Source organism: Streptomyces sp. Y1 (assembly GCF_041053115.1).
GTDB lineage: Bacteria > Actinomycetota > Actinomycetes > Streptomycetales > Streptomycetaceae > Kitasatospora > Kitasatospora rubellomurina.
This window is the reverse complement of sequence record NZ_CP163445.1, coordinates 4,603,632-4,627,230: the sequence shown is the minus strand read 5'-3', so window position 1 is coordinate 4,627,230 and position 23,599 is coordinate 4,603,632. Positions and strand designations below refer to the sequence as shown.

At 73.9% G+C, this 23,599-nt stretch carries 17 protein-coding genes; 5 read left to right on the top strand and 12 right to left on the bottom strand.

All coding sequences use genetic code 11. The features are described 5' to 3' along the window. Positions 1-5 precede the first annotated feature (5 nt). On the bottom strand, positions 6-1,004 hold the full coding sequence (locus AB2U05_RS19965) for a glycosyltransferase family 2 protein (RefSeq protein WP_369183868.1): 999 nt from the start codon (positions 1,002-1,004) through the stop codon (positions 6-8). 137 nt (positions 1,005-1,141) lie between these two features. Here AB2U05_RS19965 and AB2U05_RS19960 point away from each other — a divergent pair, with 137 nt between their 5' ends. Both AB2U05_RS19960 and AB2U05_RS19955 read left to right on the top strand, forming a co-directional pair. Next, entirely contained in the window at positions 1,142-4,714 is a 3,573-nt protein-coding gene (locus AB2U05_RS19960; protein ID WP_369183867.1) for a CDP-glycerol glycerophosphotransferase family protein, read from the top strand. A gap of 315 nt (positions 4,715-5,029) precedes the next feature. Further along, the gene (locus AB2U05_RS19955) at positions 5,030-7,540 is read left to right on the top strand and encodes a CDP-glycerol glycerophosphotransferase family protein (protein WP_369183866.1); all 2,511 of its coding nucleotides are present in this window, start codon (positions 5,030-5,032) and stop codon (positions 7,538-7,540) included. 36 nt (positions 7,541-7,576) lie between these two features. Here the strand turns inward: AB2U05_RS19955 and AB2U05_RS19950 are convergent, their stop codons facing one another. From AB2U05_RS19950 to AB2U05_RS19925, 6 genes are all read right to left on the bottom strand, one after another. Then, on the bottom strand, positions 7,577-8,065 hold the full coding sequence (locus tag AB2U05_RS19950; protein ID WP_341845994.1) for a 2'-5' RNA ligase family protein: 489 nt from the start codon (positions 8,063-8,065) through the stop codon (positions 7,577-7,579). Between the two features lie 185 nt (positions 8,066-8,250). Continuing rightward, on the bottom strand, positions 8,251-9,246 hold the full coding sequence (trpS, locus tag AB2U05_RS19945) for a tryptophan--tRNA ligase (protein WP_045693594.1): 996 nt from the start codon (positions 9,244-9,246) through the stop codon (positions 8,251-8,253). Positions 9,247-9,324: 78 nt separating this feature from the next. Beyond that, positions 9,325-10,650 carry a hemolysin family protein gene (locus AB2U05_RS19940; protein ID WP_045693521.1) on the bottom strand — a complete coding sequence of 442 codons (1,326 nt, stop codon included), beginning with the start codon at positions 10,648-10,650 and terminating at the stop codon, positions 9,325-9,327. A gap of 100 nt (positions 10,651-10,750) precedes the next feature. Then, positions 10,751-11,743 (bottom strand): malate dehydrogenase, encoded by a 993-nt coding sequence (locus tag AB2U05_RS19935; RefSeq protein ID WP_045693523.1) that lies wholly within the window; start codon positions 11,741-11,743, stop codon positions 10,751-10,753. Positions 11,744-11,944: 201 nt separating this feature from the next. Further along, positions 11,945-12,370, bottom strand: coding sequence for a DUF3017 domain-containing protein (locus tag AB2U05_RS19930; protein WP_045693525.1), 426 nt, complete (start codon positions 12,368-12,370; stop codon positions 11,945-11,947). Between the two features lie 23 nt (positions 12,371-12,393). Then, the gene (locus AB2U05_RS19925) at positions 12,394-13,248 is read right to left on the bottom strand and encodes a bifunctional methylenetetrahydrofolate dehydrogenase/methenyltetrahydrofolate cyclohydrolase (RefSeq protein ID WP_045693527.1); all 855 of its coding nucleotides are present in this window, start codon (positions 13,246-13,248) and stop codon (positions 12,394-12,396) included. A gap of 407 nt (positions 13,249-13,655) precedes the next feature. On the opposite strand from AB2U05_RS19925, the gene AB2U05_RS19920 reads away from it, so the two are divergent. Then, the gene (locus tag AB2U05_RS19920; RefSeq protein ID WP_045693529.1) at positions 13,656-14,309 is read left to right on the top strand and encodes a hypothetical protein; all 654 of its coding nucleotides are present in this window, start codon (positions 13,656-13,658) and stop codon (positions 14,307-14,309) included. A 78-nt stretch (positions 14,310-14,387) separates the two neighbouring features. On the opposite strand, the gene purH is transcribed toward AB2U05_RS19920, so the two are convergent. Then, on the bottom strand, positions 14,388-15,965 hold the full coding sequence (gene purH, locus AB2U05_RS19915) for a bifunctional phosphoribosylaminoimidazolecarboxamide formyltransferase/IMP cyclohydrolase (protein WP_369183865.1): 1,578 nt from the start codon (positions 15,963-15,965) through the stop codon (positions 14,388-14,390). After that, entirely contained in the window at positions 15,962-16,621 is a 660-nt protein-coding gene (gene purN / locus AB2U05_RS19910; RefSeq protein ID WP_045693534.1) for a phosphoribosylglycinamide formyltransferase, read from the bottom strand. Before purN ends, purH begins: the two co-directional genes overlap by 4 nt. Before the next feature lie 392 nt (positions 16,622-17,013). Here purN and AB2U05_RS19905 point away from each other — a divergent pair, with 392 nt between their 5' ends. After that, positions 17,014-17,682, top strand: a complete 669-nt coding sequence (locus AB2U05_RS19905) for a hypothetical protein (RefSeq protein WP_369183864.1) — start codon at positions 17,014-17,016, stop codon at positions 17,680-17,682. Positions 17,683-17,728: 46 nt separating this feature from the next. On the opposite strand, the gene AB2U05_RS19900 is transcribed toward AB2U05_RS19905, so the two are convergent. Then, complete coding sequence (locus AB2U05_RS19900) at positions 17,729-19,132, bottom strand: DUF6350 family protein (protein WP_369183863.1); 1,404 nt, start codon at positions 19,130-19,132, stop codon at positions 17,729-17,731. Positions 19,133-19,264: 132 nt separating this feature from the next. On the opposite strand from AB2U05_RS19900, the gene AB2U05_RS19895 reads away from it, so the two are divergent. Then, a complete protein-coding gene (locus tag AB2U05_RS19895) occupies positions 19,265-21,355 on the top strand; it encodes a LuxR C-terminal-related transcriptional regulator (protein WP_369183862.1) in 2,091 nt (696 codons plus the stop codon). 87 nt (positions 21,356-21,442) lie between these two features. Here AB2U05_RS19895 and sucD read toward each other — a convergent pair whose 3' ends face one another. Further along, a complete protein-coding gene (gene sucD, locus AB2U05_RS19890; RefSeq protein ID WP_045693537.1) occupies positions 21,443-22,327 on the bottom strand; it encodes a succinate--CoA ligase subunit alpha in 885 nt (294 codons plus the stop codon). A gap of 18 nt (positions 22,328-22,345) precedes the next feature. After that, a complete protein-coding gene (gene sucC, locus AB2U05_RS19885) occupies positions 22,346-23,518 on the bottom strand; it encodes an ADP-forming succinate--CoA ligase subunit beta (protein ID WP_045693539.1) in 1,173 nt (390 codons plus the stop codon). Positions 23,519-23,599 lie beyond the last annotated feature (81 nt).

Genomic DNA, 23,599 nt, shown 5'->3' with positions numbered 1-23,599 from the left:
GGCCGTCAGCCACGCACCAGGCGACGGGCCTTGGCGAGGGCGCGGACGGCCTGGTAGGCGCCGTAGCGGCCGTGGCTGAGCAGTTCGAGGCGGATGCCGTCCACGCCGGCGGGCGGGCGGTAGCCGGCCGGGCGCAGCCGGGCGCAGTGCGCGGCGGCGCGGCGGAAGTACTCGCGGCGGTCGCCGGCCGGGACGCGGCCGGGCTTGGCGACCACGGTGTTGAGGTGGTGCAGCATCTTGCCGTAGACCACCGGGCGCCAGCGGTCGAGGTCGGGGCGGCGGTCGAGGAAGGCGAACACCAGGTCGTACTGGGCGAAGACGTCGAAGTGCTTGCGGCTGGCGGTGGCCAGGATGTTGCCGCCCTCCTGGCGCTGGCGGTAGTGCACGCCGACCTCGTCGAGCAGGGTGATCCGCTCGGCGGCGAGCAGCGCCGGGTACGTCCAGGGGGTGTCCTCGTAGTAGCCGGCCGGGAAGACCAGCCGCTGCCCGGTGACGAAGTCGCGGCGGTAGGCCTTGTTCCAGACGACCTGGAGGAGGTCGAGCAGGTCGGGGCGGGCGGCGAGGTCGAAGACGTCCGGGGAGGCGGCGCCGAAGACGTGGGCGGAGGCGGCCCGGGTGATCCGGCCGTCCGCGTAGGTGCGGGCGTAGTCGTAGACCAGGACGTCCGGGTCGCCGGTGGCGGCGAGCCGCCGGTCGACGGCCTCGAGCAGGCCGGGGGTGAGCGTGTCGTCGCTGTCGAGGAAGACCACGTAGTCGCCGGTGGCGACCTCCAGGCCGGCGTTGCGGGCGCGGCCGAGGCCGACGTTCTCCGGCAGGTGCAGCACGGTGACGCGGGGGTCGGCGGCGGCCGCCGCGTCCAGCATCGCGCCGCAGCCGTCCGGGGAGCGGTCGTCCACCGCGATGAGTTCGAGGTCCGGGCCGCCCTGGCCGAGCACCGAGTCGAGGCACTCGGCGAGGTAGTCCTGGACCTGGTACACGGGAACGATCACGCTGAAGCGGGGCACGGGCCCCAGAGTAGTGGGCCCGGAGGGCGCGAAACCCCGGAGGTAGGATCGGGGAGCACGTACGCACCGAATCAAAGTGGCGCCAGGCCCGTCCCCCCGGGTGGCCACGCTCCTCCCGAGAAAGGCCTGCGTAGCCGATGGCTCCCCGCCTCTCCATCGTCGTCCCGATCTACAACGTCGAGCGGTACCTCGTCGAGTGCCTCGACTCGATCGCCGCCCAGACCTTCACGGACTTCGAGTGCGTCATGGTCGACGACGGTTCGAAGGACGGCAGCGCGGCCCTCGCCGAGGCGTACGCGGTCCAGGACCCGCGGTTCCGGCTGGTCCGGCAGGTGAACAAGGGCCTCGGCGCGGCCCGCAACACCGGCATCCGGCACATCGACCCGGACTCCGAGTTCCTGTGCTTCGTCGACAGCGACGACTCGATGCCGCCGAGCGCGTACGAGCTGATGATCAACACGCTGGACGAGACCGGCTCGGACTTCTGCACCGGCAACGTGCTGCGGTTCCGCGCGGTGGGCTACTACCAGTCCGGCGGGCACGTGAAGCCGTTCAAGGAGACCAGGCTCAAGACCCACATCACCGAGATCCCGGCGCTGGTCACCGACCGCACCGCGTGGAACAAGGTGTACCGCCGCTCGTTCTTCGACGCGGCCGGCCTGCTCTACCCCGAGGGCATCCTGTACGAGGACGCGCCGGTCAGCGTCCCGCACCACTACCTGGCGGCCAGCGTCGACGTGCTCGCCGAGCCGATCTACCACTGGCGCGAGCGCGAGGTCGGCGAGATGTCGATCACGCAGATGCGCACCAACCCGAAGGGTCTGGTCGACCGGGTCGCCTCGGTCGAGCTGGTCCGCGGCTGGCTGAAGAAGCAGACCGAGCCGCGCTTCGCCGAGTACCTGCGCTCCTACGACGAGAACACCCTCGTCGAGGAGATCCCGATGTTCTTCTGGTCCGTCGTGGACGGCGACCAGGAGTACCGCGCCGCCTACCAGCAGCACGTCAGCCGGCTGCTCCGCTCGATCGGCCCGGACCTGGTCCGCAAGCTGCGCGCGCCGCTGCGGCTCAAGTACCACCTGACCCTGCAGGGCCGGATCGACGAGCTGGTCGAGCAGATCAAGTACGAGGGCGAGAGCGGCGGCGGCGTCCAGGCGCGCGGCGTGCTGCGCCCGTACGCCGACTACCCGTTCCTGCGCGGCGGGCGCAAGAGCGTGCCGGCCGGGGTGCTCAAGCTCGACAACTCGCTGGTCATGCGCAGCCGGCTCTACAGCAGCGGCTGGGTCGGCGGGAAGCTGCAGCTGGCCGGGCACGCGTTCCCGGAGCAGCTGGGCGCGGCCGGCAAGCACGACATGGTCCGCACCCTGGTGCTGCGCGAGGCCAAGGGCCGCCGCGTCGTCGCGGTGCCGATGAAGACCACGTACAGCCCCGAGGCCACCGCCAGCTGCAACCACGACCTGTACAGCTGCGACTGGTCGGGCTTCACCGTCTCCGTCGACCCACGGAAGCTGCGCAACCGCGGGCAGTGGAAGGACGGCAACTGGCGCGTCCTGGTGGCCGGCGCGGGCAAGGGCGGCGTCTACAAGGGCCGGATCTCGGCCGGCTGGAGCGACACCGCGCAGTACATCCCGTCGTCCTGGGTCGAGCCGGACGTGCGGATCGTGCCGTGGGTCCGCGACAACTTCGTCTACCTCCGGGTGGAGACCGTCAAGGCCCGGGTGACCGGCCTGACCGGCCACGGCGACCGGGTCGAGGTCTCCGGCGCGGCCCGCTCCGGCCCGAGCTTCGCCGGGGCCCGGCTGCGGATGACCCACGTCGAGTCGGACCGCTCGGTGTCCTTCCCGCTGGAGCTGGGCGCGCCGGTCGGCACGCTGCAGCCGTTCGCCACCTCCTTCCCGGTGGCCGAGCTGACCGCCGTCCGCGAGGCCTGGGCCGAGCTGGACCCGGTGGCCGCCGCGCGCAGCCGCGACCGCTGGGACACCGTGCTGCTGCTGGCGGACGGCAGCACCGTCCCGGTGGCCTGGGACGAGCGCAACGCGCCCGAGCAGCTGCACCTGCCGCTGAACCCGGACGCCCCGGCCGACCGGCGCCGGGTGCTCTACGCCAAGCCCTCCCCCGGCGGCTACCTGCAGTTCTCCGACCAGGTGCTGCAGCCGGTGGTGGACGAGATCACCTCCCGCGGCGCGGACGGCTTCCTGCTCAGCGGCTCGTTCCCGCTGCCCGGCGCGCACCGCTGGGAGCTGGTGGTCCGCCACCACTGGCGCGAGGAGGAGCACGTCTACCCGGTGGAGATCGCGGACGGCCGGTTCCGCACCGCGCTGCCGACCGTGCCGACCGCCTCCTTCGCCGGGCAGGTGCCGCTCGCCCACGGCACCTGGAACGTCTTCTTCCGCCCGGTCGGCGCGCCGATCGAGGACCTGCCGGTCTCCGCCGCGCTGATCAGCCCGGACTGCTTCGGCGTGCTGCCGCTGGAGGTGGAGTCGCGCGGCAAGCGGATCGTGCTGGAGCGCCGCCACTACGACGGGCTGTCGCTGGAGTCGCACGCGGCGCTGCTGCCCGAGGAGCGCTCCGGCTACCGCCAGCGCCAGCAGCGGTCCGTCGACTACCCGGCCGCCCGGCGCAAGCCGGTGCGCGACGCCGTGCTGTACAACGTGGCCGGCGGCAGCCAGTACGGCGACTCGCCGCGGGCGATCCACGAGGAGCTGGTCCGCCGCGGCCTGCCGCTGGAGCACCTGTGGGGCTCCGACGACATGCAGGCGGACCTGCCGAGCACGGCCCGCGCCGTCCGGCTGTACAGCCCGGAGTGGTTCGAGGCGCTGGCCACCGCCAAGTACGTCGTGACCAGCACCCACCTGCCCGACTTCTTCGTCCGCCGCCCCGGCCAGGTGGTCGTGCAGACCTGGCAGGGCAGCCCGCTGAAGCAGGTCGGCTTCGACTTCGAGAAGGTCTGGTTCACCGACTCGAACTACCTGAAGACGCTGGCCCGGGAAGTCCCGAACTGGAACCTGCTGGTGGCGGGCAGCAGCTGGTCGGCCCCGGTGCTGCGGCGCGCCTTCGACTACCAGGGCGAGATCCTGGAGAGCGGTTCGCCGCGCAACGACCTGCTGTTCGCGGCCGACCGGGAGAAGACCGCCGAGCAGGTCCGCGAGCGGCTCGGCCTGCCCGAGGGCAAGAAGGTCGTGCTCTACGCGCCGACCTGGCGCGAGGACCGGCGGCGGCCGAACGGCGGCTACCAGATCGACCTGCGGCTCGACCTCGCGGCGGCCCGGGCCGCGCTCGGCGACGACCAGGTGCTGCTGGTGCGCCGGCACCCCCTGATGTGCGGCCAGATCCCGGACGCCGGCAACGGCTACGTGTGGGACGTCGGCAGCTACCCCGACATGGCCGAGCTGCTGCTGATCGCCGACGTCCTGGTGACCGACTACTCGGCCTCCGTGTTCGACTTCGCGTCGACCGGCAAGCCGATGCTGTTCTTCACCTACGACCTGGAGCACTACCGCGACAACCTGCGCGGGTTCAGCCTGGACTTCGAGGCCGAGGCGCCCGGCCCGCTGCTGGCCACCTCCGAGGAACTGGTCTCGGCGCTGGGCCGGGTGGAGCAGGTCGCGGCCGAGTACGCCGACAAGGCGGCCGCGTTCCGCGAGGCCTACTGCGACCTGGACGACGGCAAGGCCTCGGCCCGGGTGGTCGACGCGATGCTCCGCAAGGAGTAGCCGCCGTCGCCGGGGGTGTCCGACACGGGCGTGTCGGACACCCCCGGCGCCCGTGCCGAAATGCCCGAAGAGGAATTCCCGCACGGACTTCCGTCCTTTACGTGTGCTATTCCCTCGGAGCGGCGCGAACACGTCGCTCGGACCGGCCGCGCCGGACGAATTTCTGAGGAAATTCGCAGATCCGTACGGTTGACCCCGGGCATCGCCCCGGTATGGGATGTGAAGTCGGCCCCGGACCGGACACGAACGGATCGGCGGCGCTCCCGGTTCACCGCCACGCCCGGGAATCCTGTTTGCTCGAAGGGTCTTCCCGACATGCCTGTGCTCACACGGTTCGTCCTCCCGCACGCCTCCCCCCGTGTGAGCACCGACCGGCCCGCCGTCGACGAGGACGTCGCCTTCGGCCTGCTGCGCGCCCGCTGGCACGCCCGCGGCCTGGAGCTCACCGGCTTCGCCCGCCCGCAGCACCAGGACACCGGCCGCCCCGGCTCGGCCTGGACCTGGCTGACCCTGCGCCACGAGGACGACGAGCGCCCGCCCGTGCACCTGCGCTCCAGACCCCGCCGGATGCCCGAGGTCACCGACGACAGCGCCCAGCCCGAGTTCAACCACGACTGGTCCGGCTTCACCGCCGTCATCGAGCCCGCCCGACTGCGCCACGAAGGCCACTGGCTGCTCGGCGACTGGCGGATCGAGACCACCCTCTTCACCCGCCCCCGCCCCACCCGGCTGCGCCGCCAGTACGGCGCGCTCGCCCCGCACTGGTGCGGCTCCGGCGAGTACCCGCCGGCCCGCTGGGTGGACCGCGACGTCCGCCTGCAGCCGTACTTCGAGGACGGCCGGCTGGGCCTGCGGCTGGAGCGCCCGAACGCCCGGCTCGACCACGCCGCCCCGGCCGGCGACGGCCTCGACCTGAGCGGCACCGCCGAGGCCTGCCCGGCCGGCACCGTGCTGCGACTGCGGCACCGGCAGAGCGAGGCCGTGGTCGAGCACCCGGTCACCCGCACCGGCAACACCTTCGCCGTCCACCTGCCGTACCGGCCGTTCACCGAGGACGGCCGCGGCACCGGCGAACTGGAGCACTGGGACGTCGAACTGGCGCGCCCGGACGGCGGCACCGAACAGCTCTGCCTGGACGAGCGCGGCGGCCCGGTGGCCGGCCAGCACCCGCTGCCCGACGCCCCCGACCGCGTGCTCTACCTCAAGCACCTCGCGGACGGCCGGCTCCAGGTGTGCGTCCAGCCCGCGGCCGGCTACGTCGACCGGATCACCCCCCGGGCCGGCGGCTTCGAACTCGCCGGCCACTGCCCGGGCGCGGCCGCCGACCGGCTGGAGCTCGTGCTGCGGCACGGCTCGCAGGCCGGCGAGGTCCGCACCCCGATCGAGACCTCCGGCGACGGCCGCTTCCTGGCCCGGGTACCCGCCACCCGCACCGGCGCGGACGGCGTCGCGCTGCCGCTGCGCAAGGGCGTCTGGGACGCCTCGCTGGAACCGGCCGACCGCCGCGGCCCCGCCCGGCCGCTGCTCGCCGCCCCCGCCGCGCTGTCCGCGCTGCCCGCCGCCACCACCGCGGGCGGCAAGCGGATCGTGCTGCAGCGCCGCTGGCACGACACCCTGCTGGTGGACTCCACCCCGGTGCTCGACGCCGCCGAGCGCAGCGCCTGGAACCAGCACCGGCAGCGCACCGAGCACTACCCGGCGGCCCGCCGCGAGCCCGTCCGCGAGGCGGTGCTGTACGACGTGTTCGGCGGCCGCGGCTACGCCGACTCACCGCGCGCGGTGCACGCCGAACTCGCCCGCCGCGGCGAGCCGTTGGAGCACCTGTGGGTGGTCGACGACGCCCAGGCCGAGCTGCCGCCCGGGGTCACCCCGGTGCGGATATGGAGCCCGGAGTGGTACCGCGCGCTGGCCACCTGCCGGTACCTGGTCGGCAACACCCACTTCCCGGACTTCCTGGAGCGCCGCCCCGGCCAGGTCGTCGTGCAGACCTGGCACGGCTCGCTGCTGAAGCGGATCGCCCACGACGTCGACAACCCCTGGCTGGCCGACCACGGCTACCTGGAGGCGCTCGACCGGGAGACCCCGCACTGGAGCCTGCTGCTCTCCCCCAGCCCCTTCGCCACCCCCCTGCTCCAGCGCGCCTTCCACTACGGCGGCGAGGTGCTGGAGTCCGGTTACCCCCGCGGCGACGTGCTCGCCCGGGCCGACCGGGCCACCATCGCGGCCGTCCGCCGCAAGCTCGGCATCCCGGACGGCAAGCGGATCGTGCTGTACGCGCCGACCTGGCGGGAGGACCAGCAGCGCGGCGACGGCGACGGCTTCCGGCTCGACCTGAAGCTGGACGTGGAGCACGCCCGGCGCCTGCTCGGCGAGGACCACGTGCTGCTGATCCGCCCGCACGCGCACGTGCGCGACCCGCTGCCCTCGGCCGGCGACGGCTTCCTGTACGACTGCGGGGACTACCCCGACCCGCAGGAGCTGCTGCTGGTCGCGGACGTCCTGGTGACGGACTACTCGTCGATCATGTTCGACTTCGCGATCACCGGCCGCCCGATGTACTTCTTCACCTACGACCTGGAGCACTACCGCGACACCCTGCGCGGCTTCTCCTTCGACTTCGAGCCGAACGCCCCCGGCCCGCTGGTGCCGACCTCGGCCGAACTGCTCGGCGCGCTGCGCGAACTCGCCGACAGCGGCGCGGCGCTGCCACCGGGGTACGCCGAGCGCTACCGCCGCTTCCGGGCCGAGCACTGCGCGCTGGACGACGGCGGGGCCTCCGCCCGGGTGGTCGACCGGATGCTCGAACTCGGCCGCCAGGAGCGGTAGTTCACGAGGCGGCCCGGGCGGGACCCCCGCTCGGGCTCACCCGAACGGGTAGTCCCGCCAGGGCCGCCAGACCTCGTCCGCGTCGAACCGGGACAGCGAGAAGCCGGGCACCGGGAAGGCCGCCCGGTAGCCGCGCGCCTGCTCGTACGCCTGGTCCAGCACGTCGTCCGGCAGGCCGTGCGCGACCGTCACGTGCGGGTGGTACGGGAACGCCAGCTCGCGGGCCAGCGGGCCGGAGCGGACGTCCGCCTCCAGCAGCCGGCACTCCTGCGCACCCTCCTCGACCCGGACGAACACCACCGGGGAGACCGGGCGGAAGGTGCCGCCGCCGCACAGCAGCATCCGGAACGGCCGGTGCGCGGCCGCCACCTGCGCCAGGTGCTCCTCGATCTTCGGCAGGGCCTCGGCCGGCACCTCGGTCGGCGGCAGCAGGGTGACGTGGGTCGGTATCGACCGGGCCTGCGGATCGCCGTGCCCGGCCCGGGCGTCCTGGATCTGCGCGCCGTACGGGTCCGGGACGCTCACGGACACGCCGATGGTGACGAGCTCCCCGCCCTGAGCCGAAGAGCGCGCCGGTGCCGAAAGCGAGGAGCGACCAGCGACCGACGAAGGAGGGAGCGCCGGAGCGACGAACGTCGGCCCCGGGTCCGAGCGCTCGGAGGCGAAGGGCGAGTCACTGCCCTCACCATCGGGCAGCTGTGTGAGGGGAGTCACCGCTTGGCGGCCGGGAGGAAGCCGATCCGGTCGTAGACCGTCGCCAGCGTCTCGGAGGCCACCGCGCGGGCCTTCTCGGCGCCGATCGCCAGCACCCGGTCCAGCTCGGCCGGGTCGTCCAGGAAGGTGCGGGTGCGCTCCTGGAAGGGGGTGACCCACTCGGTGAACAGCTCGGCCAGCTCGGTCTTCAGGGCGCCGTACATCTTGCCCTCGAAGTGCTCGACCAGCTGCTCCACCGACCGGCCGCTGAGCGCGGAGTGGATGCGCAGCAGGTTGGAGACGCCCGGCTTCTGCTCCTCGTCGTAGGAGACCACGGTGCCGGTGTCGGTGACGGCGCTCTTGATCTTCTTGGCGCTGGCCTTCGCCTCGTCCAGCAGGCTGACCAGGCCCTTGGCCGAGGAGGCCGACTTGCTCATCTTGATCCCCGGGTCCTGGAGATCCATGATCTTCGCCGTCTCCTTGAGGATGTACGGCTTCGGCACGGTGAAGGTCGGGGTGTAGCGGGTGTTGAAGCGCTCCGCGATGTCGCGGGTGATCTCCACGTGCTGGCGCTGGTCCTCGCCGACCGGGACGGCGTCCGCCTGGTACAGCAGGATGTCGGCGATCTGCAGGATCGGGTAGGTGAACAGGCCGACCGTGGTGCTCTCGGCGCCGTACCGGGAGGACTTGTCCTTGAACTGGGTCATCCGGGAGGCCTCGCCGAAGCCGGTGAGGCAGTTCATCACCCAGGCGAGCTGCGCGTGCTCGGGCACGTGCGACTGGACGAACAGCGTGCAGTGCTCCGGGTCGAGGCCCGCGCCGAGCAGCTGGGCGGCGGAGATCCGGGTGTTCTCGCGCAGCGTCGCCGGGTCCTGCGGCACCGTGATGGCGTGCAGGTCGACGACCATGTAGAAGGCGTCGTTGTCCTTCTGCAGGTCGACCCACTGGCGCACCGCGCCCAGGTAGTTGCCGAGGTGGAACGAGCCGGAGGTGGGCTGGATGCCGGAGAGCACCCGGGGACGGTCCTTGACCGGACCAGTGACGACCGCTGCGTTGACCATGCGGGCCATTGTTCCAGTTCTCCCGCGCGGTCAGGAAACCTCCGGCCCCGCCGCCTCGGCCAGTGTGACCGCACTCACCCCGACCCGGGCGATCCGACGCCCCTCCAGCTTCGCGACCGTCAGCAGCACCCCGGCGTCCCCCTCGGTGGTGATCCGCACCTGGTCGCCCTGCCGGGGCAGCCGGCCGAGCGAGGCGACCAGGCAGCCGGCCACCGTCTCGTACGGGCCCTCGGGCAGGCTGACGCCGGTCTCCTCGGCGAAGTCGGCGAGGTTGAGCAGGCCGTCCAGCTCCACGCCGCCGCCGGCCAGCCGGCGGGTGGTGGCGGTCTCCGGGCGGTCGTACTCGTCCCGGATCTCGCCGATCACCTCCTCGACCAGGTCCTCCAGCGTGACGATGCCGGCGGTGCCGCCGTACTCGTCCACCACGATGGCCAGGTGGTGGCCCTCGCGGCGCATCTCGCCCATCGCCTCCAGCACCAGCTTGGTGCCGGGCAGCAGCTTCACCGGGCGGGCCAGGTCGCGGACCTTGACGGCCTGCTCGCCGCGCGCGCCGTAGAGGTCGCGGACGTGGACGAAGCCGACCACCGCGTCGGCGCTGCCCTCGACCACCGGGTAGCGCGAGTGCGGCGAGGTCTCGGCCTGCTGCCGGACGGCGGCCAGCGGGCGCTCGGCGTCCAGGAAGGTCACCTCGGTGCGCGGGACCATCACCTCGCGCAGCTGGCGCTCCCCGGCGGAGAACACGTCCGCGATCAACGCCCGCTCGTCGCTGCCCAGTTCGGTGTTGGCGGCGACCAGGCCGCGGAGCTCCTCGGAGCTCATCGAGCCGCGGCCGGCGGCCGGGTCGCCGCCGAGCAGGCGCACCATCAGGTTGGTGGAGTGGCCGAGCAGCCAGATCACCGGGCGCAGCACCACCGACATCACGTCCACCACCGGCGCCGCGGCCACCGCGATGGACTCGGCGCGCTGCAGGCCGATCCGCTTCGGGGTGAGCTCGCCGAGCACCAGCGAGACGTAGCTGATCACCAGGGTCAGGCCGACCAGGGCGAGGGCGTCCGCGACGCCCTCGGCGAGCCCGGCCCGGACGAACAGCGGCGCGACCTTGCCGGACAGGGTGTCGGCGCCGAAGGCCGCGGACAGGAAGCCCATGCAGGTCACCCCGACCTGCACGGCGGCCAGGAAGCGGTTGGGGTCGGCGGCCAGGTGCGCGGCCCGGGCCGAGCGCCGGGTGCCGCGCGCCTCCAGCGTCCGGATCTGGCCCTCGCGCAGCGAGATCAGCGAGATCTCGGCGACGTTGAACAGTCCGCCCAGCAGGATGAAGACGAGGACGAGCGCGGCGTCCCCGAGGGTTTCGTTCACAGCGGGCCAGTGTAGGACGGCCGGTGCGGGGCGGCCGCCCGACGGCGACGGCCCGCCGCCCCTCGGTGGGGCGGCGGGCCGTCGTCCGGTCGCGGGGGGCTCAGATGAGGCCCAGCTCCTGGACCGCGTCGCGCTCCTCGACCAGCTCGTTGACCGAGGCGTCGATGCGGGCGCGCGAGAAGTCGGAGATCTCCAGGCCCTGGACGATCTCGAACTTGCCGTCCTTGGTGGTGACCGGGAAGGAGGAGATCAGGCCGGCCGGGACGCCGTAGGAGCCGTCCGAGACGACGCCCATCGAGGTCCAGTCGCCCTCGGCGGTGCCGTTGACCCAGGTGTAGACGTGGTCGAGGGCGGCGTTGGCGGCCGAGGCGGCCGAGGAGGCGCCGCGGGCCTCGATGATGGCGGCGCCGCGCTTGGCGACGGTCGGGATGAAGTCGTTCTCCAGCCAGGCCTGGTCGCTGCCCACGGCCTCGAAGGCCGGCTTGCCGGCGACCTCGGCGTGGAAGATGTCCGGGTACTGGGTCGCGGAGTGGTTGCCCCAGATGGTGACGCGCTTGACGTCGGAGACCAGGGCGCCGGTCTTGGCGGAGAGCTGGCCGACCGCGCGGTTGTGGTCCAGGCGGGTCATCGCGGTGAAGCGCTCGGCCGGGACGTCCGGGGCGTTGCGCTGGGCGATCAGGGCGTTGGTGTTGGCCGGGTTGCCGACGACCAGGACCTTGATGTCGTCCGCGGCGTTGTCGTTGATGGCCTTGCCCTGCGGGCCGAAGATGCCGCCGTTGGCCTGCAGCAGGTCGCCGCGCTCCATGCCGGCGGTGCGCGGGCGGGCGCCGACCAGCAGGGCGACGTTGGCGCCGTCGAAGGCCTGGTTCGGGTTGTCGGTGATGGTGATGTCGCGCAGCAGCGGGAATGCGCAGTCGACGAGCTCCATGGCGGTGCCCTCGGCGGCCTTGAGGCCCTGCGGGATCTCCAGGAGGCGCAGGTTCACCGGCACGTCGGCACCGAGCAGGTGGCCCGAGGCGATGCGGAAGAGCAGCGCGTAGCCGATCTGGCCGGCCGCGCCGGTGATGGTGACGTTGACGGGGGTGCGAGTCATTTCTACCTTCTCCAGCAAATCGCCAGGCGCCCCAGGCACACCGGCGCTGGAGCCAGGATGATCTCTCGACGTCGAGAAACCGGCGTCAGGTTATCGCAAAGGGAAGCGTACGCCTGGTGTCCGGGCGTGGCTGATACGTCACAGAAAAAAGCCGACCCCCGCCCAGTGGTTCCTAGGCGGGGGCCGTCACGGGCCTGCGGATCAGTGCTTGGGCCTGCCGATGAGCTGGCCGATGTTGTCGAGCAGCGGGAACTCCAGCCACGGGTTCGGCTGCGCGACCAGGGTCAGCAGCACGATCGAGGCGCCCAGGAAGGTCAGCACGATCACGTCGGTGAACCGGCTGCGCACCGCCAGCATGCCGACCTCGGGCAGCACCAGGCGCAGCACGGCCCCCAGCAGCACGCCGCAGCCGAGGATCAGCAGCCCGTACTTGAAGCCGTCCTTGAAGTCGGCGAACCAGGTGACCGCGAGACCGGCCCCGACCACCGAGAGGACCAGCGTTATCGGCCACTGCCGCACCGGCAGGGCGTGCTCGCCGCCGAGGGCCGCGCGCGAGCCCTCGGGCGGCAGGGTGCCGGTGGTCTTGACCGGCCTGCGCCGGGTCCGCGCCGGCCGCGGTTCCGTCATGGTCGCCGTCCCTCGTGGTGGTGTCAGACGCCGGCGCGGCGCTCGGCCGCCTCGACGATGTTGTTGAGCAGCATCGCGCGGGTCATCGGGCCCACGCCGCCCGGGTTCGGGGAGATCCAGCCGGCCACCTCGGCCACGCCCGGGTGGACGTCGCCGACGATCTTGCCCTCGCTGCGGCTGACGCCCACGTCGAGCACCGCCGCGCCCGGCTTGACGTCCTCCGGCTTGACCAGGTGCGGCACGCCGGCGGCGGCCACGATGATGTCGGCCTTGCGCAGGTGGGCGGAGAGGTCCCGGGTGCCGGTGTGGCACAGGGTGACGGTGGCGTTCTCGCTGCGGCGGGTCAGCAGCAGGCCGATCGAGCGGCCGACGGTGATGCCGCGGCCGACCACGACCACCTCGGCGCCGTCGATCTCGACGTCGTGGCGGCGCAGCAGCTCGACGATGCCGAGCGGGGTGCAGGGCAGCGGGCCCTCGATGCCCAGGGCGAGCCGGCCGAGCGAGGTCGGGTGCAGGCCGTCCGCGTCCTTGTCCGGGTCCATCAGCTCCAGCACCGGGTTCTGGTCCAGGCCCTTGGGCAGCGGCAGCTGGACGATGTAGCCGGTGCAGGCCGGGTCGGCGTTGAGCTCGCGGACGACGTTCTCGACGTCCTCCTGGGTGGCGGTGGCGGGCAGTTCGCGCTGGATCGAGGCGAGGCCGATCTCCGCGCAGTCCTTGTGCTTCCCGTTGACGTACCAGCGGCTGCCCGGGTCGTCGCCGACCAGGACGGTGCCGAGGCCGGGCGTGACGCCCTTCGCCTTGAGGGCCGCCACGCGGACGGCGAGTTCGGACTTGATCGCGGCAGCGGTGGCCTTGCCATCGAGAATCTGGGCAGTCATGACCCCATTCTCCCGGATCGCGCAGGCCACCCGGCACCTGTCCGGTCCGGACCACGTTGCGGTTGCGCCACAGTCTCGGCCGGGCCCGGCGAACCGGCTGGACACGGCCGTACCGTCCGGATGACGATAAGCGGGCATTCCCTGCCGCGACCGGCCCCGTGACGGGCCGCCGGACTCCGCGGCGGGGCGTACCCGGGGGAAGAAGTGAGCCGACCACAGCACACCGCGCAGCGCGATCGCCGGGGCGCCGGCCCGTCCGCCGTGCGCCTGCCGACGACCGGGCCCGCCACCCGCTCACCTCGCCGCTGAACCACTGAACCGCGGCCGCCGCCCGTCACCGCCGCCGGGCCGCACCCGGGACCTCCGCCGTCCTGTCCCCGCGTCCCCGCAACTGCCCGGAGGCATCCATGAGTTACCCGCCCACCCCGAACAACCCGTACGGCCCGCCGCAGGAGGCCCCGGGCTACGGGTACCCGCAGCAGCCTCCGCAGGCGCAGCCGGCCGGGTACGGCTACCCGCAGCAGGCGGCGCCGGCGGGGTACGGCTACCCGCAGGCCGCGCCGGGCTACGCCTTCCCGCCGGCCGCGCCGAAGATGTCCATGCCGGGCATGGTGATCACCACCCGGGTGCTGCTGTTCATCGTGGGCAGCTCGCAGATCCTCCTGACGGCGCTCTTCCTGCTCGGCGCCCTGGGCGCCAAGAGCAACGCCAACAGGCACAGCGAGACCAGCGACGTCGCGATCATCAACAACATGGCGTCGAGCATCGCGCTCGTCCTCGGGATCGTCTTCCTGCTCGCCTCGGTGCTCTCCATGACGCTCGGGGTGAAGCTCGGCCGCGGCGGCCCGGCCACCCGGATCACCACCCTGGTGTACGGCTCGATCGCCCTGCTGCTCGGCGCGGGCATCATGGTCTTCTCGATCGTCGAGCGCAGCGAGCTCGACGAGGCCGCCGTGTTCTTCCAGGTCTTCGCCGGGCTGTGGATCGCGATCTGCGTCACCTGGATCGTCTCGATGAGCACCCGGGACGGCGTGGCCTGGTTCGACCGGCCGCGCTACTGACGGCCCGTAGCGGCACGGCAGAGCGGCCCGGCCCCCTCCGAGGAGGGGGCCGGGCCGCTCTGCCGTCCCGTCACTTCATCAGTGGAAGAAGTGCCGCGCGCCGGTGAAGTACATCGTCACGCCGGCCTTGGCGGCCGCCTCGACGACCTCCTCGTCACGGATCGAACCGCCGGGCTGGACGATCGCCTTCACGCCGGCGGCGATCAGGATCTCCGGGCCGTCCGGGAACGGGAAGAAGGCGTCCGAGGCCGCGTACGAGCCCTTGGCCCGCTCGCCGGCCCGCTCGACCGCGAGCTTGCAGGAGTCGACCCGGTTGACCTGGCCCATGCCGACGCCGACCGAGGCGCCGTCCTTGGCCAGCAGGATCGCGTTGGACTTGACGGCCCGGCAGGCCCGCCAGGCGAAGGCCAGCTCGGCCAGCTCGGCCGCGGACAGCGCCTCGCCGGTGGCCAGGGTCCAGTTCGCCGGGTCGTCGCCCTCGGCGTGCACCCGGTCGGCGTCCTGCAACAGCACGCCGCCGGAGATCGGGCGCACCTCCTGGCGGTTGGCCGGGGCCTCGGGGGCGAGCAGCACGCGCAGGTTCTTCTTGCGGGTCAGCACCTCCAGGGCGCCGTCCTCGTAACCGGGGGCCACCACGACCTCGGTGAAGATCGGGGCGATCTGCTCGGCCAGCTCGACGGTGACCGGGCGGTTCACCGCGATGACGCCGCCGTACGCGGAGACCGGGTCGCACTCGTGCGCCTTGCGGTGCGCCTCGGCGACGTCGGCGCCGGTCCCGATGCCGCACGGGTTGGCGTGCTTGATGATCGCGACGGCCGGCTCGGCGTGGTCGTAGGCGGCGCGGCGGGCGGCGTCGGTGTCGACGTAGTTGTTGTACGACATCTCCTTGCCGTGCAGCTGCTGCGCGCCGGCCAGGCCGCCTGTGCCGTCGCTGTACAGCGCGGCGCCCTGGTGCGGGTTCTCGCCGTAGCGCAGCACGTTCTGGCGCTCCCAGGTCGAGCCCAGGAACTCCGGGAATCGCTCGTCGCTCGGCGCGTAGCCGGCCTCGAACCAGGAGGCGACGGCCACGTCGTAGGCGGCGGTGTGGGCGAACGCGGCACCGGCCAGGCGCTTGCGGGTGGCCAGGTCGAACCCGCCCTCGCGCACGGCCGTCAGCACGTCCTCGTAGCGGGCCGGGTCGACCACCACGGCCACCGAGGGGTGGTTCTTGGCGGCGGCGCGGACCATGCTCGGGCCGCCGATGTCGATCTGCTCGACGCACTCGTCCGGGGTGGCGCCGGAGGCGACGGTGGCCTTGAACGGGTAGAGGTTCACCACCACCAGGTCGAAGGGCTCGACGCCCAGCTCGGCCAGCTGCGCGCGGTGCGACTCCAGCCGCAGGTCGGCGAGCACGCCGGCGTGCACGCGGGGGTGCAGCGTCTTCACGCGCCCGTCCAGGCACTCCGGGAAGCCGGTCAGCTCGGAGACCTCGGTCACCGGGACGCCGGCGGCGGCGATCCGGCCGGCGGTGGAGCCGGTGGAGACGATGGCGACCCCGGCGGCGTGCAGGCCCTGGGCCAGCTCCTCCAGACCGGTCTTGTCGTACACGCTGATCAGGGCGCGGCGGATCGGCCGGACGTTCTCGGAGACAGGGGGCGTGGTGGAGGCGGCGCTCATGCCGGAATCCATACCTTTCGGTCCTCGATGCGGTGACCTTCGCGGGCCAGCCGGCCCACGACGTCGACGAGCAGCTTGCGCTCGACAGTCTTGATGCGCTCGTGCAGCGCTTCGCCGCCATCGGCGTGGTCGGCGTCGACGACCTCGACGACGCCCTGCGCGATGATCGGCCCGGTGTCCACCCCGGCGTCGACCAGGTGGACGGTGCAGCCGGTGACCTTCACGCCGTACGCGAGCGCGTCGGTGACGCCGTGGGCGCCGGGGAAGGCGGGCAGCAGTGCGGGGTGGGTGTTGACGATCCGCCCGGCGAAGGCCGCGACGAACGCGGGGCCGAGGATCTTCATGAAGCCGGCCGTGACCACCAGGTCCGGCTGGTACGCGGCGACGGAGGCGGTCAGCGCGCCGTCCCAGTCGGCCCGGTCCGGGAAGTCCTTCACCCGGTGGACGAAGGTCGGCAGGCCCGCCTTCTCGGCGCGCTCCAGGCCGGCGATGCCGTCCCGGTCGGCGCCCACGGCGAGGATCTCGGCGCCGTAGGCCGGGTCGGCGACGGCGTCGAGCAGCGCCTGCAGGTTGGTGCCGGAGCCGGAGACCAGCACCACCAGTCGGGCCGGTCCGGGCGTGCGGGGCGGGAAGAGCTGAGCGGGGGCGGCGGCCACTGCGCGATTCTCCGTAGGTCGGGCGCCGTCCGCTGGTACGTCCACCGGCGGTGGGGCCACTACGAACGGCAGGTCGAGCGAAGGGGAACACCAGGAGAACCCGCCGCGACGCGGGCCCCGGGGAAACCTGTCCGAGCTGCTGACCGTCACCACGATAACGGCTGGTCGGACGGCCTCCGAACCCTCCGGGCGGCGCTACGCGCGTAGTTGAGACCGGGATCTCCCCACGACCTCCCCGCGCGCTCCGTACGGGAGTTGCGGACGGCCGCACCGGGTGGCCCGCAGGCCTGCGGGGCAGGCCGCCGGTGGGCCGACGAACGGCTGCGGGATCATAGGGGGCGCTGGAGCGAGACCTCCGCCCGAGCCACCGACCGAGAAGGAATGGCCGAACCATGAGCAGCGGTGACGACACCGGCGAGCGCAACCCCTTCGCACCGCCGCCGCCGGACGCCCCGGACCAGCCGTGGCAGCCGCGCGGCCCCTGGCCCGGCGAGGGCCCGGACGGCGGCGGCCAGGGGAACGGCGAGCGCCCGCCGTCCCCGCCGCCGTGGGGCGCCGGCCTCGGCGACGGCCGCACCGGCCAGCGGCCGCCGGCCCCGCAGCCGCCGCGGCTCGACCCCACCGACCCGGCCCACCGCCGGGCGCGCAACGCCGCGCTCGCCGGGCCGATCGCGCTGGTCAGCCTGTTCGCGGGCTTCCACTGGGTCGCGCTGCTCGTCGGGGTGCTGGGGATCGTGTGGGGCGTCAGCGCGCTGCGCGCACCCAAGCCGGCCGCGACGGGTGCCGGGGCCACCGCCGGGGCACCCGCCGGGGCACCCGCCGGGGCACCCGCCGGGACGGTGCCCGGGGCTCCGGTGCCCAACCCGCTCACCCCGGCCGCACTGGCCGGCATCCTCACCGGCGCGATGACCGTCCTGGTCGCGACCTCGGTGATCGGCCTCGGGGTCTACTACCACGACTACGTCACCTGCGTGCAGGACTCGCTGACCTCGGTCGGCGCCGAGAACTGCGACCGCTACGCGCCGCAGTGGTACGTGGACTTCACCGGCGACGCCGAGTAGGCACGGCACCGGGGCAGCGGAGACGCGGGGCGCCCGAGGGGGTCGCTCAGCCGCCGGCCAGGCGCAGCACGGCGGCGTACGCGCGGGCGCGCACCAGCAGCACGCTCCGGCGCGCGCGACCGGTGAGCGCCGAGCGCCAGTGTCCGCCGGGCGCCGCCGTCAGGGCCCGGTACCGGACCAGCAGCGCGCCCGGGACGGCCACCAGCGCGACCCAGCCGGCCGCCGCCAGGCCCGTCCACCACGGCACCGGGCCCAGCCGGGCCATCCGCTCCGCCGCCAGCGCGCCGCCGGAGAGCCAACCCAGCGCCGCCGCGCCCGCCCCGGTCAGCAGCGCCGCCGCAAGGGCCGCCACCGCCGTCGCGGCGGACGGCCAGGGGCCGGGGTGGTCGGCCGCTGGGTCGGTCGCGGGATCGGCGGCGGGATCGACGGGGGCCGGGGCGGGGGTGCCACCGCCGGCCGCCGCCGCCCGGCCGAGCAGGACGGCCGGCACCACCCCGGCCAGCACCGGCAGCAGCAGCGCCGCCCACCGCCAGCCGCCCGCGCCCTCGGCCGGCAGCAGGGCGAACAGCGGGAACTCCGGCAGCGGGCCCAGCACCGCGCCCCCCGGCCACACCGCCGTCCCCACGCCCACCGCGAACCCCGGCCCCAGCGCGTACGCCGCGCCCCACAGCACCGCGTTCGGCAGCAGCACCACGGCGAGCAGCAGCAGCCCCGCCACCGCAGCCGGCCCGGCACCGAGCACCGCCGCCCCGCGGCCGCCCCCGGCCACCGCGGCCGACACCGCCGCCCCCGCCACCAGCACCCCGCCCGCCGCCACCAGCCCCGCCCCGGCCGCCAGCGCCGCGCCCCGCACCGCCGCCGCACCGCCGGACGGCCGGCACGGCGACGGCAGGCGGTCGAGCAGCGAGCGGGCCGGGCGGCCGTCCACCAGCGGCGGACCCACCGCCCGGACGCCGGCGGCCGTCGCCAGCCCGGCGACCACGGCCACCACCAGCACGTCCAGCAGCACCCGGCTGCGGAACAGCCCGGCCCCCGCGCAGTGCACCGCCACCGCGACCGCCACCGCGCAGTACCCCGACCACAGCGCCACCGGGCCGCCCCACCGGGAGCGCAGCCCGCGCCGCCGTTCCAGGCCCGCGCCCGCCCGGTACAGCCGCACCACCGCCAGCGCGCCGAGCAGCAGCGGAGTGACCGACAGCGGGGCGTCCGCCCGACCGCGCAGCACCGGCGCGCCGTGCCCCAGCAGCCAGAGCGCCGCCGCCAGACGGGTGGCACCGGTCGCGCCGTCGTCCGCGTTCGGCGTCACCACCCACAGCCCGAGGACGGGCACCACGATCACCGCGAGGCCGACCAGCGCGGTCCGCACCCCGGCCAACAGGTCCGCCAGCACCGGGCGTCCGCCCAGTTCGCCCGACACTTCCAGGATCGGACGGCCCATCAGCTGCGTCATGCGCCTCATGGTGCCAAGGCGACTCGCCATGCTCGGTGAAGCGGCAAACCGCCGCCGTGTCCCAGATTATTGGCTTATGCGCTTTTTCAGACCCTGCCCCCAAGCCGCCGGCGCCCCGGCCCGGAGCGTCTGATGACCACGCCACCCACCGCCGACTCCCCCACCCCCGAGCGGCACCCCCGTACGGCCGCACCGAACGCCGCCGCCCAGGACGCCGCCCGCCTGCTGCGGAAACTGACCCCCCGTGAGGCCCAGACCCTCGCCCACCTCGCCGCCGGCCACGACCTCACCCGCACCGCCGCCGCCCTCGGCATCACCCCGGCCACCGCCCGCGGCCACCTCCACCGCGCCATGCGCAAACTGGGCGTCACCACCGAGGCCGAGGCCGTCGCCCTCGGCACCGAGCAGAAGGCCCCCGACACGGACGGGCGACAGCGGCCCGCGGTCGTCGGCGGCGGCGGCCCGACGCCTGGCCGACCGAGCGACCTGACGGCGGCACCCGGCAAGGCCTCCGGCCCTGCTCACAGCGCGAGCGGGCCGGATCCTGCCGTCGCGGACCGGCCGCGGCGGACGCCGGTCCTCGGCGGTGGCACGAAGCCCGCCGGCGAGGACGACGCGTCAGGGGCATCCGGCGCCGGCGCCGGGCCCTCGCGGGCAAAGGCGGCTGCTCGGCCCAGCGCGAGAACCGGAACCGCCGGCAGCGGCCCGGCCCGAGGCGGCACACCGGCGGAGGCCGCGCCCAAGCGCCGGGCGAACGCGGCGGCCGCGGCCGGGCGGCCCGGAACCGCCGATGCCGCGACGCCCGGCGGCGCGGCGGAGCGGCGTGCGGCCGATTCCGGGACCGCACCGGCGAACCGCAAGGCGCGTGCCGCAGCCCCGGCGACGGAGCAGCACGCCCCCGCCGCCACCAGGGCCGACGCCGGCACCCGCAGCGGACGGACCACCGCCGACGACGCGCGCAGCGGGCGGACCGAAGCCGCGTCAGAGCCCCACGCCCCCGGCGACACCGAGACCGACGCGGCACACAGCACCACCCGCAGCGACCGCACCACCGCCGCCGACACCGACGAACGGGCCGAGGCCATGGCGAAGCAGAGCACCGCGCCGGACGGCGCCGCCGACGCGCGGCCCACGGCCGTCCCGAAGGGGCGCGCCGCCGGGGAGCCGGCCGCCGGGCGGGCCCGGCCGGCGGCGGGGAGCTTCGAGGAGCTGTACGAGGCGGCGCACACCCGCCTCGTGCAGCAGGTGTTCCTGCTGACGGCGTGCCGGCACCGGGCGGTGCACTGCGTACGGCTGGCGTTCGGGGACGCGCGGCGCCGCTGGGGGCGGGTCGCGGCGACCGGGGACCCGGAGGGGTGGGTGCGGGCGCGGGCGAGTGAGCTGGCGCTGTCGCCGTGGCACCGGGGCGGCCCGCGGCGGGCGCACGCGTGGCAGCTGCCGCACCGGCGGATCAAGGTGCGTCCGGCGGACGAGTCGCAGGCCGTGCTGCCGGACCACGACCGGCTGACCGACCGGGACCGGGCGCTGCTGAAGGCGCTGAAGCGGCTGTCCCGGCCGCAGCGGCGGGCCCTGGTGCTGCACGACGGGCTGGGGCTGCCGGCGGCGGCGGTCGCGGTGGAGGTGGAGTCGTCCCGGACGGCGGCGGAGGCCCGGGTGTGGGCGGCCCGGACGGCGCTGGCCGGGTGGGTGCCGGACCTGGTCGGGCCGGATCCGGCGGCGCCGGACTTCGCGGACGGGCTGAGCCGGCTGCTGCACCGGGCCGCGGTGCGCGGCGCGCCCGCTCCGCACCGGCCGCCGGTGCCGGTGCTGCGGGCCCGCTACCGGTTGTGGACGGCGAGCCGCACGGGCGCGGCGGCGCTGCTGACGGTGGCGGTGGGCGGGGCTGCCCTGGCGACCCTGGCGGGGGTGCGCCCGGCGGTGCTGACGCGGCCGCCCGAACCGCCGGCCCCGGCGCTGTGCGTGCCGGCCCCGGACGCGCCGGTGGAGCCGGGTGTGCCGCTGCTGCCCGGCGGTTCCCCGAACGTGGTCAGCAGCCTGTGGTGCAGCCCGGCACCCGGGCTGGAGGCGGTACTGGTGGAGCCGGAGTCGCAGGCGCAGGCGGCCGCCCGGTGGATGCTGACCCCGCAGGACGGCCGGGGCGCGGCGGCCCCGCCGCCGCAGGGGCCGGTGGCCTGCCCGCCGCTGACGACGCACCCCTGCGCGCGCGGGCCCGTCCTCCGGTAGGCGCCCGGAGAACCGGCTGCCCGGAGAACGGCGAGCGCCCCCCGCCCGGGAAGGGCGGGGGGCGCTCGTCGCGCGGCCGGGGAAGGGTCAGCCGGCGATGATCTCGCGCGCCAGGCGGGCGGTCTCGGACGGCGTCTTGCCGACCTTGACACCGGCGGCCTCGAGGGCCTCCTTCTTCGCCTGGGCGGTGCCCGAGGAGCCGGAGACGATGGCGCCGGCGTGGCCCATGGTCTTGCCCTCGGGGGCGGTGAAGCCCGCGACGTAGCCGACGACCGGCTTGGTGACGTGCTCGGCGATGTAGGCCGCGGCACGCTCCTCGGCGTCGCCGCCGATCTCACCGATCATCACGATGATCTCGGTGTCCGGGTCCTCCTGGAACGCCTTGAGGGCGTCGATGTGGGTGGTGCCGATGATCGGGTCACCGCCGATGCCCACGGCCGAGGAGAAGCCGATGTCGCGCAGCTCGTACATGAGCTGGTAGGTCAGGGTGCCGGACTTCGAGACCAGGCCGATCTTGCCGGCCTTGGTGATGTCGGCCGGGATGATGCCGGCGTTCGACTGTCCGGGGCTGATCAGGCCGGGGCAGTTCGGGCCGATGATCCGGGTCTTGTTGCCCTTGGAACCGGCGTAGGCCCAGAAGGCGGCGGTGTCGTGCACCGGGACGCCCTCGGTGATGACGATCGCCAGCGGGATCTCGGCGTCGACGGCCTCGACGACGGCGGCCTTGGTGAAGGCCGGCGGGACGAAGAGGACGGAGACGTCGGCGCCCGTCTTCTCCATCGCCTCGGCGACGGTGCCGAAGACCGGGATCTCGGTGCCGTCGACGTCGACCGTGGTGCCGGCCTTGCGCGGGTTCACGCCGCCGACGATCTGGGTGCCGGAGGCGAGCATGCGGCGGGTGTGCTTCATGCCCTCGGCGCCGGTCATGCCCTGGACGATGACCTTGCTGTCCTTGGTAAGGAAGATAGCCATGGTGTTAAGTCCCCTTCCTTACTTGTTGGCCAGCTCGGCGGCGCGGTCAGCGGCGCCGTCCATGGTGTCCACGCGCTGGACCAGCGGGTGGTTGGCGTCGTCGAGGATCTTGCGACCCAGCTCGGCGTTGTTGCCGTCCAGGCGGACGACCAGCGGCTTGGAGACGTTCTCGCCCTTGCCGGCGAGGAGCTCCAGGGCCTGCACGATGCCGTTGGCGACCGCGTCGCACGCGGTGATGCCGCCGAAGACGTTGACGAAGACCGACTTGACGTCGGGGTCGCCCAGGATGATCTCCAGGCCGTTCGCCATGACCTCGGCGGACGCGCCGCCGCCGATGTCGAGGAAGTTGGCGGGCTTGACGCCGCCGTGCTTCTCACCGGCGTAGGCGACCACGTCGAGGGTGCTCATGACGAGGCCCGCGCCGTTGCCGATGATGCCGACCTGGCCGTCGAGCTTGACGTAGTTCAGGCCCTTGGCCTTGGCGGCCGCCTCGAGCGGGTTGGCCGCGGCCTTGTCCTCGAGCGCCTCGTGCTCCGGCTGACGGAACTCGGCGTTCTCGTCCAGGGAGACCTTGCCGTCGAGCGCGATGATCTTGCCGTCGCCGGACTTGATCAGCGGGTTGACCTCGACGAGGAGGGCGTCCTCCTTGATGAAGACGGTCCACAGCTTCTGCAGGACCTCGGCGACCTGGTCGGCGACCTCGGCCGGGAACTTCGCCGCGGCGACGATCTCGGCGGCCTTCTCCGGGGTGCAGCCCTCGTTGGCGTCGACCGGGATCTTGGCGAGCGCGTCGGGGTTCTCCTCGGCGACGACCTCGATCTCCACGCCGCCCTCGACGCTGGCCATGGCCAGGAAGGTGCGGTTGGTGCGGTCCAGCAGGAACGAGACGTAGTACTCGTCCTTGATGTCCGCGGTCTGGGCCAGCATCACCTTGTGAACGGTGTGGCCCTTGATGTCCATACCGAGGATCGCCTCGGCCTTGGCGACGGCGTCGGCCGGGTCGGCGGCGAGCTTGACGCCACCGGCCTTGCCGCGGCCGCCCACCTTCACCTGAGCCTTGACGACGGCGCGGCCGCCGAAGCGCTCCGCGATGGCGGCAGCGTCTGCGGCGGTCTCGATGACATCGCCGTCAAGCACGGGCACGCCGTGCTTGGCGAAGAGGTCCCTCGCCTGGTACTCGAACAGGTCCACGTGTTTGTCCTTGTTCGTGGTCGCGGATTGTGTCTCTACGAGCGTGCCACGGCAGGATCTTCGCTGCGGGTCGTCGAGGCT

What these genes read in the sequence shown, in the direction of transcription:
- AB2U05_RS19905 (WP_369183864.1), top strand. Translation starts at nt 17,014, where the DNA reads ATGAGCAGCGGTGACGACACCGGCGAGCGCAACCCCTTCGCACCGCCG.
- AB2U05_RS19960 (WP_369183867.1), top strand. Translation starts at nt 1,142, where the DNA reads ATGGCTCCCCGCCTCTCCATCGTCGTCCCGATCTACAACGTCGAGCGG.
- AB2U05_RS19925 (WP_045693527.1), bottom strand. Translation starts at nt 13,248, where the DNA reads ATGACTGCCCAGATTCTCGATGGCAAGGCCACCGCTGCCGCGATCAAG.
- purH (WP_369183865.1), bottom strand. Translation starts at nt 15,965, where the DNA reads ATGAGCGCCGCCTCCACCACGCCCCCTGTCTCCGAGAACGTCCGGCCG.
- AB2U05_RS19935 (WP_045693523.1), bottom strand. Translation starts at nt 11,743, where the DNA reads ATGACTCGCACCCCCGTCAACGTCACCATCACCGGCGCGGCCGGCCAG.
- AB2U05_RS19930 (WP_045693525.1), bottom strand. Translation starts at nt 12,370, where the DNA reads ATGACGGAACCGCGGCCGGCGCGGACCCGGCGCAGGCCGGTCAAGACC.
- AB2U05_RS19955 (WP_369183866.1), top strand. Translation starts at nt 5,030, where the DNA reads ATGCCTGTGCTCACACGGTTCGTCCTCCCGCACGCCTCCCCCCGTGTG.
- AB2U05_RS19900 (WP_369183863.1), bottom strand. Translation starts at nt 19,132, where the DNA reads ATGACGCAGCTGATGGGCCGTCCGATCCTGGAAGTGTCGGGCGAACTG.
- sucD (WP_045693537.1), bottom strand. Translation starts at nt 22,327, where the DNA reads ATGGCTATCTTCCTTACCAAGGACAGCAAGGTCATCGTCCAGGGCATG.
- AB2U05_RS19895 (WP_369183862.1), top strand. Translation starts at nt 19,265, where the DNA reads ATGACCACGCCACCCACCGCCGACTCCCCCACCCCCGAGCGGCACCCC.
- AB2U05_RS19920 (WP_045693529.1), top strand. Translation starts at nt 13,656, where the DNA reads ATGAGTTACCCGCCCACCCCGAACAACCCGTACGGCCCGCCGCAGGAG.